General features: G+C 68.8%; 14 protein-coding genes. 4 read left to right on the plus strand and 10 right to left on the minus strand.

Going from position 1 to position 14,092, the window contains the following annotated elements:
* Positions 1–7: 7 nt before the first annotated feature.
* The 9 genes from ACZ58X_RS27455 to ACZ58X_RS27495 all read right to left on the minus strand — a co-directional run bounded on the left by ACZ58X_RS27455 (position 8) and on the right by ACZ58X_RS27495 (position 9,718).
* The gene (locus tag ACZ58X_RS27455) at positions 8–1,450 is read right to left on the minus strand and encodes an ATP/GTP-binding protein (RefSeq protein WP_096631646.1); all 1,443 of its coding nucleotides are present in this window, start codon (positions 1,448–1,450) and stop codon (positions 8–10) included.
* The gene (locus tag ACZ58X_RS27460) at positions 1,447–2,979 is read right to left on the minus strand and encodes an SCO6880 family protein (protein WP_470336253.1); all 1,533 of its coding nucleotides are present in this window, start codon (positions 2,977–2,979) and stop codon (positions 1,447–1,449) included. Before ACZ58X_RS27460 ends, ACZ58X_RS27455 begins: the two co-directional genes overlap by 4 nt.
* The gene (locus ACZ58X_RS27465; protein ID WP_470336254.1) at positions 2,979–4,757 is read right to left on the minus strand and encodes a hypothetical protein; all 1,779 of its coding nucleotides are present in this window, start codon (positions 4,755–4,757) and stop codon (positions 2,979–2,981) included. The genes ACZ58X_RS27460 and ACZ58X_RS27465 overlap by 1 nt, the downstream gene beginning before the upstream one ends.
* Positions 4,735–5,523, minus strand: coding sequence for a DUF8175 domain-containg protein (locus ACZ58X_RS27470; RefSeq protein ID WP_470336255.1), 789 nt, complete (start codon positions 5,521–5,523; stop codon positions 4,735–4,737). The genes ACZ58X_RS27465 and ACZ58X_RS27470 overlap by 23 nt, the downstream gene beginning before the upstream one ends.
* Before the next feature lie 10 nt (positions 5,524–5,533).
* Positions 5,534–5,854 (minus strand): hypothetical protein, encoded by a 321-nt coding sequence (locus ACZ58X_RS27475; RefSeq protein ID WP_470336256.1) that lies wholly within the window; start codon positions 5,852–5,854, stop codon positions 5,534–5,536.
* Between the two features lie 76 nt (positions 5,855–5,930).
* A complete protein-coding gene (locus tag ACZ58X_RS27480) occupies positions 5,931–6,923 on the minus strand; it encodes a C40 family peptidase (RefSeq protein WP_470336257.1) in 993 nt (330 codons plus the stop codon).
* A gap of 9 nt (positions 6,924–6,932) precedes the next feature.
* Positions 6,933–7,556 (minus strand): Cif family virulence factor, encoded by a 624-nt coding sequence (locus ACZ58X_RS27485; protein ID WP_470336258.1) that lies wholly within the window; start codon positions 7,554–7,556, stop codon positions 6,933–6,935.
* A gap of 150 nt (positions 7,557–7,706) precedes the next feature.
* Positions 7,707–8,051 carry an SH3 domain-containing protein gene (locus ACZ58X_RS27490; RefSeq protein ID WP_470336259.1) on the minus strand — a complete coding sequence of 115 codons (345 nt, stop codon included), beginning with the start codon at positions 8,049–8,051 and terminating at the stop codon, positions 7,707–7,709.
* A gap of 197 nt (positions 8,052–8,248) precedes the next feature.
* A complete protein-coding gene (locus tag ACZ58X_RS27495; protein WP_470336260.1) occupies positions 8,249–9,718 on the minus strand; it encodes a SpaA isopeptide-forming pilin-related protein in 1,470 nt (489 codons plus the stop codon).
* Positions 9,719–10,280: 562 nt separating this feature from the next.
* Between ACZ58X_RS27495 and ACZ58X_RS27500 the strand changes: the two genes are divergently transcribed.
* The 4 genes from ACZ58X_RS27500 to ACZ58X_RS27515 all read left to right on the plus strand — a co-directional run bounded on the left by ACZ58X_RS27500 (position 10,281) and on the right by ACZ58X_RS27515 (position 13,416).
* The gene (locus ACZ58X_RS27500) at positions 10,281–10,784 is read left to right on the plus strand and encodes an XRE family transcriptional regulator (protein ID WP_470336261.1); all 504 of its coding nucleotides are present in this window, start codon (positions 10,281–10,283) and stop codon (positions 10,782–10,784) included.
* A gap of 172 nt (positions 10,785–10,956) precedes the next feature.
* The gene (locus tag ACZ58X_RS27505; RefSeq protein WP_096631636.1) at positions 10,957–11,649 is read left to right on the plus strand and encodes a hypothetical protein; all 693 of its coding nucleotides are present in this window, start codon (positions 10,957–10,959) and stop codon (positions 11,647–11,649) included.
* 31 nt (positions 11,650–11,680) lie between these two features.
* Entirely contained in the window at positions 11,681–12,820 is a 1,140-nt protein-coding gene (locus ACZ58X_RS27510; protein ID WP_470336266.1) for an MAB_1171c family putative transporter, read from the plus strand.
* Complete coding sequence (locus ACZ58X_RS27515) at positions 12,817–13,416, plus strand: hypothetical protein (RefSeq protein ID WP_470336262.1); 600 nt, start codon at positions 12,817–12,819, stop codon at positions 13,414–13,416. The genes ACZ58X_RS27510 and ACZ58X_RS27515 overlap by 4 nt, the downstream gene beginning before the upstream one ends.
* 79 nt (positions 13,417–13,495) lie before the next feature.
* On the opposite strand, the gene ACZ58X_RS27520 is transcribed toward ACZ58X_RS27515, so the two are convergent.
* Positions 13,496–14,092: hypothetical protein (locus ACZ58X_RS27520; protein ID WP_470336263.1), on the minus strand; the 597-nt coding region annotated here is incomplete at its 5' end.

Consider the following 14,092-nt stretch of genomic DNA (forward strand, 5'->3'; position numbering starts at 1 on the left):
CCGGCGGTCATGCGGCCGCGAGCTCGGCCGACTCGTCTTCGTCAGCCGCGATCTCGGACATGGCGTTCGAGGAGAAGCAGAGCTGCTCCTCGGTGGTTGTCAGCAAGTGCTGGACGCCGGGGTAAACCGTTTCTCCTACCTTCCACAGCGCCACGCCGCGCCGAAGACGCGGGATGTGGTCGGCCGTCCAGGCCGGCAGGTTGAGCCGGGCCACCACCTCGCGTGCCTCGTCCGCCTTCATCGAGTAGATGACGAGGGTGTCCGCCATCTTCAGTGCGGCGGCGGTCTCGGTGCTGTCGTCCACGTCCGAGAGATGGTGGACGATGAAGATGCAGCTCAGGCCGTACCCGCGGGCGAATTTGAGGAACTTCTCCAGCAGTTTTGCGAGCTGCGGGGTGCCGAGGATGTGCCAGGCTTCCTCGAAGATCAAGATCCGCTTGATCTGGTTGTAGCTCCGGCAGCCCGTAGCCGGGTTCCCGCCGCGCTTCCACGCGCCGGACGCGGCATCGGTGATGACGCGGCCGTGGGCATCGGGCGGAGTCCCGCACTCGCACTCGCCCCGCAGCCACACCTCCTCCAAGAACACGCTGATCACGGCCATGAGGATCGTCATCGCCGCGCCGCCCGAGGGAACGCGCGCGAGGTCGAAGACAATCATCAGTGCGTCGAGATCGACGCTCAGAGAGGTGGGACCGTCGAGCATCCCGACCAGGTCGCCGCCGCCGGCCACGTCGTCCTCGGTGCCGCCGCACAGCCGGTCCAGGACGTACGACGCCTCCAGGCCATCCGCCAGGAGCTCGTCGAGACTGCGCTTCTTGGCCGCTGCATCCTGCTCGGTCGGGTGGCGGAGCGCGTACGCCACGTCGGGCAGGATCGCGACGCGGTCCTCGCTCGCCGCGCGCTCGTTCGCCCGGCGCACGGCGATGCGGAGGGCGCTGCCGGCGAACTCGTCCAGGTTGCGGCCGAGACCCAGCTCGACCACGGTCCGGACGAGCTCGACCTGACGTCGGCCGCTGATCGCCGGGTCCAGCGGGTTGATGCACGCCGAACCCGGGCCGCCGCCCGGAACGAACTTGATCGGCTCGGAGCCGGTCAGCGCGCGGCACACGGCCGCCCACTCGCCTTCGCCGCTCTCCTTCTGTTCCTTGGTGTCCAAGATGGCCAGGCGTCGGCCCATGCGGGCCTGGCGCAGGGCGTACGTCTTGTTCAGGGCGGACTTGCCGCGGCCCGTGTCGCCCATGACCAGCATGTTTCCACCGGGCAGGCCGTCACCGAAGATCGAGAACGGGCAGTAGATGAAGGCCTTGCCGCTGAACAGCTCCCGGCCGACGACCACGCCGGCCGTGCCGAGCGTGGGCGGGGCGATCGGCAGGTACAGGGACTGCGAGGCCCGGGTGGTCGTGTAGAGGGGGCGGGTCGCGGTTTCCTTCGAGGGGGCGAAAACGCTCACTTCTTGATCCCTCCAGCGAAGGGCAGGGTGGTTGCGAAGGCACGGTGGTGCTCGAGGTCGAGCCACTCGATGCCGAGGTGGGAGGAGCGGGCCTTGGCGCCGGTGTCCCGCTTGGCCTTGGACAGTTCCTTCTCGGTTCGCGCCGAGACGGTGATGTAGCCGACGATCGCCGCACCGGCGGCACCGGAAGCGGCCAGTTCCATGCCGCGCTTGGCCGTGGCCTGCGTGGCGATCAGGTCGCGCGGGTCGACGTTCCGGCCGAGACGCATGTCGCGCTGGATCTCCGCCTGGTTGTTGGTGTCCTCGCTGAGCATCCGCTTCACGGCGGCGTCGTTCGGCTCCAGGTGCGTCGTGACCGCGACCGTGCGGATGATGTCCGGCAGGCCGATGAGCAGCGGCGCCATGAAGTCGGGGCCGACGGGGGTGTTCGGCCAGGACACGACGGCCGCGGTCGAGTGGTACCAGCCGTCGGGCGAGTCGGCCGCGCGGGCACGGAACCAGCGCTTGTCGACGACCTCGACCTGACGGGGGAAGGCGTGCTGCATCGGCAGGCTCTCGTCCCAGATCAGGTGATCGGGGTCGTACGAGTTCCTGATCAGGGCGGTGAGTGCTCCGAGGTCCATGGGAGCGACGACGCGGAGTTCGGCATCCTCGCAGCGGGCCCACAGTTCCTCGGCCGCGGCGGCCATCACGGCGGCGATCCCCTCGTCGCCCTCCCCGCGCTCGTGGGACTCTGCGGCGAAGTCCTTGTTCCAGGTCGCGTACGCGACGACGTAGTACCGGTGTTCCTCGGCGCTCGTGCTTACCGCGTCGGACAGTGCGTCGTACGACTGGGCGAGCCAGCCGGGAACCTTCGCCGTGGCCGGCGACTGCGCACGGGTGGCGATGTGCTGCTGGTGTGCCTCCGGGTCGCTCTTCAGCTGGCGGGCGAGGACCGAGATGCGGTCGATCGGGTTGTCCGTGCTGTTGCCGAAGGAATCGAGCAGTGCTCCCCACCGTTCCAGGGCGAGCTCCTGCTCGGACCGGTCCTTGCCGGCGTGCCCGCGCGAGGCGATCTCCAACGCGAACGTGACGCATCCGAGCTCCGGCTGGAGGACGACTGCGATGTCCTGTCCGCGGACGGAAGTGGTGATCGGACGCATCCGCTGGATGCCGGGAGCGGGTTCCAGCGCGGCTTCCGGCGCGGTCCCGTCGCGGCGGACGCCGGCCTCGATGGCCGGGGACGTCCACACACCGCTCGTCACCTTCAGGGTGCGCTTGTGGTCGCGCTGGATCTTCCACCACTTGTAGAGGGTGCGTCGGGAGGAGGCGCCCTTCGGCTTGTACGGCACGAACACGGCGCCCGCTGCCGCACCGAGGGGCAGGATGATGGCCATCACCGCGAGGATCGGCACAGCGGAGAAGATCCAGCCGGCCAGGACCGCGATGGCCGCGGCGCTGACCAGGAGTACCTGCTCGCCGAGGTCTCGCTTGCCGACCAGGCCGGTCGGCCGCGGCTTGCCGAAGACGTATGTACGGTCTGCGGCCATTAGCTACCACTTCCTCCTGATATCGGCCGGGTGGGATTGGCCGGGGCTGACGGGGTGGGCACGGTCGAGGGGACGGCGCGTGCCGCGGTGCCGCTCTGGGTGCTGGATGCGGGTGAGGGAGGCGTTGCTCCTCCGCCGTTGGGCGAAGGGGGCGCTGACGCCGAAGGCGCGCTCGCGGGTGTGGGTGACGGGATCCGGGACGGGCCGGTCGGTCCGGACCCAGACGGTCCGGCGGCCGGGGTGCTCGCAGGCGTCGGGATCGTGGACGGGCCCGTGGGCGTGGTCGGCGCAGACGACGGGGGCGAGGAGGAAGACCCCTCTCCGGAGCCACCGGCGTCGGCCGGGACGACGGGCGATCCCGCAGGGTTGGCCGTGCCGTTGCCCAACGACGACGGAGTCGAGCTGCCCTCGCCGCCCTCGTTGCCGACGGGCACCGTCGAGGTGCCGGTGGGGTTGGTGGACGGAGCGGTGCTCGGCGTGCCGCCGCTGCCGCCGCCGGACTGCCCACCGGAGTCGGATCCGGGAGTGTCGCCGCCCGCGCCCTGGTCTGCGATGGTGTCCGCGCCCTCGGCCTTGTTCTTGGCCATGTCGACACCGGCCTTCGCGACCGCCGCGGCGGCGGTCGCAGGGTTCGAGAGCGCGGCGGCGCCGCCGCCTCCACCGACCACCGAGTTCGTCATGCGGGCGTTCATCGCGGAGTTCGCGGCCTGCGCGGGGCCCGGAACGGCGGCTGCCGGGCCGGACTGGGCGGCAGCCTTCCGGGTGTTCATCAGGTCGCCCATCTGGTCACCGAATCCGGGCAGCCACTTGTAGAGCGAGGCGCTGGAGAACACCGCGAGGAACAGCAGGAGCGCACCGACCAGGAGCGTGTTGACCGCTTCCGAGTCGGACTGCGAGTCCGAGTTCATGATCGCCGCGGCGAGGCCGAAGAGCATGAACAGGACCGGCTTGGCCAGCAGGAGGGCCAGGAGCATCCCGGCCCACTTCTTGGTTCGTCCCCACAGGTCACGGTCGACCAGGCCCGCGTTCACGATCGGCCCGAGCGCCGCGCCGATGTAGAGGGCGCCGGCGCGAATCAGCAGCTCGATCCACACCAGCAGCGCGGCGATGATGATGATCAGGAAGACGATGATCAGAACGACCGGGGCATTTGTGCCCTGGGTCGCCAGGATCACCTTCGTGAGCTTCTCGATGAAGCCCTTGCCCTCCTCGATCGCGCTTCCCGCGAAGACCTTGGTGATCTCGTCGACGAGCTGGTTCGCCAGAACAAGGACAGCGGGAGTGAAGGCGTTGACCAGGACCTGGACCAGGAGGAGGCCGACGGCCTCCGAGACGGCGGTCGTCAGGGAGACGCCGGCCATGGCGCGCTTGGCCACCGCGATCAGCCAGAGGACCAGCGTGAACAGCGTGGCGACGGCGAAGATCAGCGCGTACTGCTTGAGGAAGCCCGGGTTGGTGAAGTCGACCTTGGTGGTCTTGTCCATCAAGCCGATGATCTTCTCCAGGAACCAGGCCGCGGCCTCGCCCATCTTCTTCGCAATGAAGCCGAGCGGGTCGGAGACGAAGTCCGCGACCGCGCCCGCGCCGTCGACCACGTCGCACACCGTGGAGACACCGGGGATGTCGCACGGGCCGGGGATTGCCTGTGCCGGGGGCGCGGTGAAGATCAGCCAGAGGGGCGTCAGGAGGGCGGCGGTGATCGCCGCGGGGATCCCGCGGAAGGACCAGCGCCTCGGCGCGCGGCGCGGCCGGGACTCAGCCAGCGTACGGCGCGGCATCCGCGTCACCTCCCAGTTCACGGAAGGAGTTGGGGGACGACGGCTGGCCGGCCGTGGCCTGCGGTACCAGCCCTGCCGACCGGGTGATGGTCACGGCGCGCCAGTCGCCGTCCACCCACCGCAGCGTGTAGTTCCACTGGTTGAACTCGCTGGTGGGCGGCAGCTTGGAGTTGGCGTCGGCCACGCCGGTCACCGCGGCGGTCCACAGCTCCACGGTGGCCAGGTCCTTGCTGAAGCTCGTCACCTGCGCGGCCAGCGTGGCCTGCCGGTTGATGAGGGGAGCCCCGTCGGCGGTACGCCCGTTCTGCAGGATGCCGAGCTTGCCCATGGCCGTCTCGGTCTGCTCGTCGAGCGTCTTCAGCCGCTGGGCGACGGCCTCGGGCGCCATGATCACCGAGGTCACTTTGTGGCGGGTGTCCTTGTCGGCCAGGAACTTCGCCGTGGACTGGGCGGCCTGGAAGTTCGAGGCGGCCGCCTTCGCTCCCGCCTCGGTGCGCGCGTACCCGACGGGCACCCCGTCCTTCTTGTGGAGCCCCCCTCCGGCTTCCTGCGAGGCGGGAGCCGAGTCGTTCTTCTCGCTGGAAGCGGAGGGAGTCCGGGCGGCCGGGCTGCCGCTCCTCCCAGAGGTGGCGAGGTTGGCGATGAGCAGCCCGGCCACGGTGACGACGACGATCGCGATCACGATCAGGGTGAGGGGACGGGGCCTGCGGCGGGGGCCGTGCTCGGCCGACCACGGCCGGCCTTCGGTCTTGGTGTCGTTGGTCATGGAGGCTGCCTCAGATACCCATGCCGTAGACGAGGCCGAAGATGGTGGCGGCGCTCGCGACGAGGAAGATGCCGGCCAGGCCGCCGACGATCTGGCCCTTGCCCTGGTCGGTGTGCATGGTGGAGTTGCCGGAGCCGAACCAGCCCTTCGACTTGGCGACGCCGAGGAGGAACGTTGCGGCGGACACGGCGAGGACGACTGCCGCGATGACGCCGATGATCACCTTGGAGGTGTTGCCGAGCGCGCCGAACGGCCCCCAGGTCGGCTTCACGCCGCCGATCACGTCGTTGACCCCGTCGGCGAGGATCGTCCACTTGCTATCAGATGCCATGGTTTGTCCTTAAGTTGCAGGAATGCCGGTACCGGAATGGGCCCGGGTGCGGAAGGGAAGGTCGAGGAGGCGTAGGTCAGCCGATGTGTCGCATGGCGACGATCTGGCCCTGCCACCAGGACAGAGGCTTGATCCGGACGTTGAGGCCGGTCCGTGGTGCCTCGATGACCTGCGAGCCGCCGATGTACATGCCGACGTGCTCAGGCACTGCGGCACTACCGACGCTGAACAGCAGGTCACCGGGGCGGAGCTGGCTGACCGAGTTCACCGGGGTGCCGGAGTGGACCTGGTCGTAGGTCGTTCTCGGCAAGTTCACGCCGGCCGCACCCCAGGCCATCTGCACGAGTGAGGAGCAGTCGCACCCCTGCATCCCTCGGTACGGGGACTTGCAGGTGCCGCCCCACTGGTACGGGGTGTTGAGCGCGGTCTTCGCCGCGGCGATGGCGCGCGCCGCACCGCCGGACCCGGGCGGAAGCGGTACCTGGCCATCGGCCATGGCCGCCCACTTCGCTGCGAGCGTGGTGATCGTCTCGACGTAGTTCCGGGTCTCGTCGAACGGCGGCACACCGTTGTACTTGAGGACGTTTCCCTCGCCCGCGTTGTACGCCGCCAGCATGTTCTTCACCGAGTCGCCCGGGACGTTCTTGACGATGTCGGCCAAGCGGCAGTCGTACGCCACGGCGGCGGGAATCGCATCCGCGGGGTTCAGCGGGTCCTTCTTGCCGTCCCCGTCCCCGTCGACTCCGTACGTCGCCCAGGTGCCCGGAATGAACTGCGCGATGCCCAGGGCGCCGGCTCCGCCGTCAGGCGGGTTCTTGCGGAAGCCCGACTCCTGGTACAGCTGGGCTGCGAGAAGGCTGGCAGTGACCTGCGGGCAGCTCTTGCCCATCGCCTTCTCGATCAGCTTCCGGACCCAGTCCGGCACCGGAGCGTCGGCGGTGATGGACCCCCCGGGGCCGGTGTTGTTCGCGCTCGCGCCGCCTGCTCCACCGAGCATCAGCAGTAGAGCGAAGATCATGACGAAGCAGAGGGCAGCGATCCCGCCGCCCCACTTGAGGATCTTCTGCACGCCGGCCGCCTACGCGTACGGCAGCGCGATGACGCGCCACTTGCCGTCGGCGCCGCGCTCGAGCTGCAAGGCGACCTGCTTGGTGTCGCTGCTCGCCTTGCCCTTCTCGGGGGCTTCGGTGAGCCGGTACAGAACCCGTGCGAGTGCCGTGGTGTTCGTGGGGGCCGGCGCGCCGTCCGGGATGGAGACCTTCAGGACGGTGGCGGTGACCGTCGTTTTCTCGGCGGTCCACTGCCGCCACACGGAGGCCGTGCTCGGGCGGTCGGCGCTGATCGCGGCGCCGAGGTCCTCGGACGTGAAGGCAGCGGCCCGCTTTCCGGCGTCGGAGTACGACCTGTCCTTGCCCGGGCGTGCGTCATGGCTCGCCCAGGCCGTGGCGAAGTCGGCCGCGACCTTGGCGACGTCCTTGGGCAGTTCGGCCCCTTCGGTAGCCGCGGGCCCTGTCGGGACCGGGATGGTGCCGTTCCCGGGGACCGGGCCGCCCGGCCAGGCTGAGGTCGAGGGAGGGGCTTCGGGCGCCGACTGGACTGTCGTGCCGGACCCGCAGGCGGTGAGCGCCGCCCCGAGAGCGACGACCAGCACGCCGGAGGCCAATCGTGAGCAAATGCGTATAGAACGAACTTCAGAAGGCATGGGGGATCCGCCTGCGGGGTCGAGGAAGGCAGGGAGGGGGCGCGTATCCGGTCCGGAAGCCCTGACGGCGCGCCGTACTTCGTCCGCGGACTGGTGTGATGGGGCGGCTGGGCCTGGACCACAGCCGCCCGTCATCGAGGGGCTCGACCCCTACGAGAGGTTCATCTGGACGGCCAGGTAGCTGGTGGAGACCCAGCCCGTCTTGCCGGCGTTGGCGCCGCTGCGGACCTTCACGTAGGCCCAGGTGGTGGAGCGCCAGCACATGACCGTCACCTTGGTGTCGGTGCTCAGCAGGCCCAGGCTGGTGTAGCCGGTGCTCGGGCCGCTGCGGAGGTGGACGGTGGTGTCCGTCCACGCGGTGTAGTCGGCCATGTTCCTGGTGCACGAGCCGGCGCCCACGGCAGCCGCCGCCGGACTCGACATGGCGGTGACGCCACCGATGGAGAGGGCTGCGACAGCCGTCGCGGTGGCAGCCTTATGGATCAGAGAACGCATGGGTGTTCCTCGTACGTCTGGAAGAAGGGCTGACGCGGCCCGTGCGGCGTCCCGGTAGGAAGCAGGGGTGAGCGGGGGCAACACCCGTGTCGTGGGAGCCACTCGCGGAGGCCTGGCGGGGTCAGTGCCGGCCGAACCGGTGGGTCATCGCGAGCGGAGGAAGAAGGACAGCCGCCGGGCCGCGTAGCGCATCAGGATCAGGACTGGTCGGACCCGGCCGTCTTGCGGCGTCGGGCCACGGTGAGGACGCCGCCGCCGACAAGCAGCAGGCCGGCGGCAGCGGCTGCCAGGGGCGCGGTGAGATCCGCGCCCGTGTGCGCCAGTTCGTCGCCGGACGGCGGCGTGGCCGGCGGCGTCGTCGGCGGCACCGCGGGCGGAGTGCTCGGCGGCATGGTGGCCGGCGGTGTGGTGGGCGGCGTGGTGGGCGGAGTCGTCGGCGGCGTCGTCGGCTTCGGCAGCGGACTGTCGAAGACCGTGATCACCGTCTCCTCCCCCTCCTTCACCTCGAACCGGGTCGGCTTCTTGTCGAGCTCGTAGCCCTCGGGGGCCTTCGTCTCGACCATCCAGTACGTCCCGGCGGCCAGGTCGACGGGTGCGGACTTGCCTCCCTTGCCGGTGGTCACCGTGGTGACGAGGTCACCCGGCTTGCCGTCGGCGCCGGACGCATCGTTCGCCCGGATCTCGTACGTGGCCGGAGAGTCGATCTCCTTGCCGCTCGCGCGATCCTTCTTGAGCGCGATCACGATCGAGGCGGGCTGGAACTCGATGCCGCCGTCCACCTTCAGCGTCTTCTTCTCCGCTGCGAAGAAGATCAGCCGCTGCATGGGCTTGCCCGAGACCTGCTTGTCGGTGGCCCAGAAGGACGGCGTGTTCACCGTGACATCGGCGGCGAAGGAGGCGCCGGCCTTCTTCCCCGGCTTGTCCGGGGTGAAGGTGAAGGTCGTCTCGCCCTTGTCGTTCGTGATGCCGATGGCGCCGGGCACCTTCGGCACGGCGACGTTGTCGAGGTCGGTGGTGTTGACGGAGACGCCGGGAACCGGCTTGTTGCCCTGCGCCACCTTGACGGTGAGGCTCTTCTCTACCGGGGTGCGCTCGTAGGGGTACTTCTTGCCCGAGCCGGGAACGGTGAGCGTGTACGGGGCGGCGTCGATGTCGGCGACCTCGGCCCGGAGCCGGTTGAACTCGTCGACGATGGGGGTCGTGTCGACCTTGGCGTCAGCGCCGAAACCGGCGACCGCGCCGTGCGGCATCCCCTTCTCCAGCCAGGACTTCCACGGCAGCTTCTCGCCGTTGAAGCCGTCCTCCTTCACTCCGTCCCGGTCGGCCAGAGCCCAGGAGAGCAGGGATGCCGCCGCGGTGGTGTTCCGGCCGGCGGTCGTGTCGGGGAGCTTGCCGTACTGCGCGGCGATGTAGGCGAGCTGGGCCTTGGTGTCCGCGCCGAGTTCGGTGGGGGCCTGCTCCGGCTTGTAGCCGTTGTCCGACCCCTCCTTCGGACCGAAGAGGTTGAAGTCGAGGCAGAAGGCCGCCGACCCGTTGTCCAGGAGGTGCGTACCTCCCCAGAAGGTGCTCTGCTTGCCGGTCTTCAGCTGCCAGCCGACCGCGCGCCCCTTGTTTCCCTCACGGTCGGCCGCGACTGCGGGAGCCGAGAAGAGTGCTGGTCCAGCCACTGCGGCTGCCACAACTGCGGCACCGGCGACGGCCGTACCTTTGCGCACGAGTGATCGCATGAAAAACTGCCCTCATCCAGGGGACTGGACCGCAGCTTCCTAGGGCGAGACGGTCCAGCACCCGGTGAACCGCGCCCCCTTCCGAGGCGGCGCGTCCCGGTGTTCGGAGGGATCTCACTCCCTCCGAACACCGGCCTTGCTGACGAGGCTTGATGCCGCGACGCAAGCCACGGCCCCTTCCCCCGACCGCATCCGGCGCACATACGATCAACAGGTTTAGCGTGCTAGACGTAGAAGCCTGAGCTTGTGTTCCCCTGTTCATCTAGCGCGCTAGATGAGGCTCGATGAACATACGTTGATCCAGGTGGCGCCTGTCAAGCGGGCGTGTGCCGAATCGGGCGATCATGTGACGGGCGTCATGGTGCGCGCTTGATCGTTAAGTGGATTAGACGCAAATCGCTTGATCGTGTAGCGCTTGCCGTCTAGGGCGATAGATAATGAGGGTGGTGGTTCAGGCGTGAACTACAGGATGATCCGTAGTGGACGGGAGCAGTGAGCGGCGATGGGTGAGGACACCCCCACCGGCCGGCAGACCTTGGCCGAGCGACTCGACTTCTTGATCACGACGATCCATCCAGACAACCGTGGTCCGTACACGTACATGGAGATCGCCGAGGGCACGAAGAAGTTGCCGGGCCCGTCGGTCTCGCACGGCACGGTGCAGACCATCCACAAGAACACCAACACCAACCCCGGCGTGGACTCCCTCCGCGCCATCGCCAACTTCTTCGGGGTCACCGTCGGTTACCTCGCAGATGGTGAGGATGCGGAGGCGATCGAGAACCGCATCGAGGAGCGCATCACGCGCCTCCGTGAGGAGAACCGCAAGGCGGCCGAAGCCGATGAGCTCGCCCAGGTCCTGGAGGACGAGAACGTCCAGGCCGCGGCCTTCCGGCTCAGTGGCCTGTCGGCCGGCTCCTTGAAGTCCGTCACCGGGCTCATCAAGCAGCTCCGCCGGGCGGAGGGTCTGCCTGACGCGAAGCCGCCGCGCAAGCGGAAGCAGTGAGAGGCCGCTCACTCGTGTAAACGGTGCAATCTGGGGTGTTCCGGGCAACCGGAACGCCCCATTTCGGTCTCTGTGGCCTATCCGTTTAAGCTGCAAACCGGTAAGTAGTACGCGAACGGCTCGAAGTAGTTGATCTTCCCGCCGGCGGGTTGCGACGGCGAGGAGGGAGACCATGCGGTGGTGGAAGCGGACCGACGCCGAGTGCGCGGCCATCGCTGACCAGCTGGTCATCCCCCAGCCGTTCAACCTCGAGGCCTTCTGCGACGGGATCGCGGAGCAGAGGGGCCGCCCGCTCATCCTGCTCCCCCTCGACGGGCCGCCTGACCCGGCCCTCCCTTGCGGCATATGGCTCGGTCTCGATGTTGCCGACCTCGTCTTCTACGACGCCGTCGCTGCGGAGATCCTCAAAGTGCAGATCGTGCTGCACGAGATCTCACACATGCTGCTCGGACACGTCGCCCCCGAACTCGACCTGGCCGACCAGCCGAGCGAGGGAGAGCTGGCCCTCGCCTCCGAGCACTTCCAGCGCCTGCTCGCCCGCACGCACGGAGGCATCTCCGGAATCGATCGCCCCGACCTGCCGGTCGCCGCGATCATCCGCGCCGAGGCAGCCCGGATCCGGGCCATGGCCACCATGACCGAAGCGATCGACGAGGAACTCGGCCTCGACTTCGACCGCATTGCGCACCTGATGGGCCGCTCGAAGTTCGCGACGCCCCAGGAGCGCAAGGCAGAGACCCTGGCCACGCTCATCCACGAGCGCGCCAGCCGGTACATGACGCAGTCGACCTCCACCGAGGCCGAAGAGCGTCTAGTCCGCCTCCATGACGCCCTCGGGCATCCCGTGCGAAACACCTGGTCCTGAAGTGAAACACCTAGAAATCGCCGTCCTGATCATGCTCTGGGCGGTGACGATCTGGCGCGTCCCCTCTGCCCTGCGCACCGTCAAGCAGCGAGCCCTATGGGTCGCCTTCGCGGCCCTCACCCTGTCGATGACGCTCCGCCTTCCCGGCGTCATGCACGGCCTGGACGACAGAGTCGGGATCAACAACCTCTCCACCCTCATCAAGCACTGGCTCGGCATGATCGCTGCCGGTGCCGTCCTCGACTTCGTCGTCGCCATCGCCCGCCCGGAGACCGGCCGGCGAGTCAGGCCGCGCCACTACGTGGCCCTCACCGCCATGGCCCTCATGGCGGTCCTCTTCCAGTTCGTCCCCCGACAGCACGAGGTCGAGGACTTCTTCGAGGCGAACGTGGGACAGACCTGGGCCACCGCGTACTACCTGGTCTTCATCGTCTACCTGGGCATCGCCATGGCCACCGCCAGCTGGCTGTTCTGGGGAAGCGCCCGTCTGGCGAGCGCTCGGTGGCTCCGGATCGGCGTACGCCTCATGGGCGTCGGAACCGGGGTCGGCGTCGTTTACACCCTCGTCCGCGCTGTGTACCTCATCTGCCGACTGGTCGGAGTCACGTCCGCCGGCGCCGACGATACGGTCGACACGGCCACCGACCTGCTGAAGTACCTGGCCATCGGCTTCATCCTCGTGGGCAGCAGCATCCCGGCCTTCGGCGTCGCCTGGCGCAGCATCCAGGACTGGAGGCACCTTCGCGCGCTGCAGCCCCTGTGGCAGGACCTCACCGCCGCCACCCCCGACATCGTGCTCAAGGCGCGCCTTCTCCGCGGCCCACGCCTGCAACTGCACCGCCGCGTGATCGAGATCCGGGACGCCGGCCTCGCCCTGGCGCCGTACGCAACCAGCGAAGTGCGGGGAGCCGCTGAGGCCGCGGCGAACGCGGCCGGGCTCAGTCCGGAGGCCGTGGAGCCGACAGCCGAGGCTCTCTGGCTCCGTGCCGCCCGAGAGGCCAAGGCCCAGGGAGCCCCCCTTGGACACGAGGTGGCGGAGCCCGGTGCCGAAGGCATCGTCGATCTGGACTTCGAGGCCGAAGTCGCCCGACTCCTTCAACTCGCCCGCGCCTACCACTCCCCCGCGGCCGCCGCCTTTCTCGCCGAGCTCCGACAGGAGGCCACGTCGTGACCACCACCGCAACCATCCGGCCGACGGAGTCCCGCGCCGCCCGGCTCGTCACCGACGGCCTGGACCCCAAAACCTGGATCATCGCCGACACGATCCTCATCGGCTGGCACACCAACCGCCTCGCGGGCATCGGCTGGGGCTTGCTCGGCTGCCTGTTCGCGGCCGTCATACCCGTGGCCTTCATCAAGTACGGCATACGCCGAGGCCGCTGGGCCGACCGCCATGTCGGCCAGCGTCAGCAGCGCATCATCGTGATGATCTTCATCATCGCCTCGGTAGCCACTGGTATCACCCTGATGTGGGCCTTCGACGCCCCGCAGCCGATGATCGCCCTCATCGCCGCCATGCTCACCACCCTCGCTGCCCTGCTTGCCGTCACGCCCGCCTGGAAGATCAGCGTCCACGCCGCGGTCTCCTCCGGCAGCGTCGCCATGCTCGCGCTCGCCTACGGTCCCCTCGCGCTCGCCGTGTACGCCCTGGTCGCGCTGGTCGGCTGGTCTCGGGTCGCGCTCAAGGACCACACCGTCGCTCAGGTCCTCGCTGGAACCCTTGTTGGAGCCGTCGTCGCGGCCGGCACCTTCGCCATCCTCCGGTAGTCCGCGCGAGCACAAGTTCGGGGCGGCACCCATGCAGGTGCCGCCCCGAACCCGTCTCCGCCCGTTTCGATCGGCAACGTCAGTTGACGCGCTCAAGCCGGACCGGGATTTTGAAGTAGTCGCCCAGCGCGAGCCGCGCCAGGACAGACTGCTTGAGGTTGTGCGCCTTAGCCGTGGCCTGAAGCGTCGGCATCCACTTCATCGACACGGAGTACTGCAGCCGGGAGTTGGCCGGCTCGACCTTCCTCGGACGCCCAGGCCCACGCTCGATCATCTCGAGTCCCGGGAAGAGGCCACCCTCGTGGACGGGCCCGCGGGCTTCGACGATGAGCTCGGGGAGCCGGTCAGCGCACTGAGCCACCGCGGTAAGGATGATCACCTCCGCCGACTTTCCAGTCTGCTGCATCTCCTTGACCTTTGCCGCGATGGAGCTCGGAACGTAGGTCTGGAGGGTCATCTTGCCGGTCGCCGATCCCAACTGGTACTCGGACTCGTCGTAGCCCGTACTTTCGGCTTCGGCGCGGGCGGCTTCCTCGGCCTTGCGCTTCTCCTCGGCTTCGGCTTCGGCGCGGGCGGCCTCTTCGGCCTTGCGCTTCTCCTCGGCTTCGGCTTCGGCGCGGGCGGCCTCTTCGGCCTTGCGCTTCTCCTCGGCTTCGGCTTCGGCGCGGGCGGCTTC

It is taken from the genome of Kitasatospora sp. NPDC040550, from assembly GCF_055594965.1.

Coding starts and splice junctions, on each gene's coding strand:
- ACZ58X_RS27475 (WP_470336256.1), bottom strand. CDS start 5,854: ATGGCATCTGATAGCAAGTGGACGATCCTCGCCGACGGGGTCAACGAC.
- ACZ58X_RS27505 (WP_096631636.1), top strand. CDS start 10,957: ATGCGGTGGTGGAAGCGGACCGACGCCGAGTGCGCGGCCATCGCTGAC.
- ACZ58X_RS27510 (WP_470336266.1), top strand. CDS start 11,681: ATGCTCTGGGCGGTGACGATCTGGCGCGTCCCCTCTGCCCTGCGCACC.
- ACZ58X_RS27490 (WP_470336259.1), bottom strand. CDS start 8,051: ATGCGTTCTCTGATCCATAAGGCTGCCACCGCGACGGCTGTCGCAGCC.
- ACZ58X_RS27470 (WP_470336255.1), bottom strand. CDS start 5,523: ATGACCAACGACACCAAGACCGAAGGCCGGCCGTGGTCGGCCGAGCAC.
- ACZ58X_RS27465 (WP_470336254.1), bottom strand. CDS start 4,757: ATGCCGCGCCGTACGCTGGCTGAGTCCCGGCCGCGCCGCGCGCCGAGG.
- ACZ58X_RS27460 (WP_470336253.1), bottom strand. CDS start 2,979: ATGGCCGCAGACCGTACATACGTCTTCGGCAAGCCGCGGCCGACCGGC.
- ACZ58X_RS27500 (WP_470336261.1), top strand. CDS start 10,281: ATGGGTGAGGACACCCCCACCGGCCGGCAGACCTTGGCCGAGCGACTC.
- ACZ58X_RS27485 (WP_470336258.1), bottom strand. CDS start 7,556: ATGCCTTCTGAAGTTCGTTCTATACGCATTTGCTCACGATTGGCCTCC.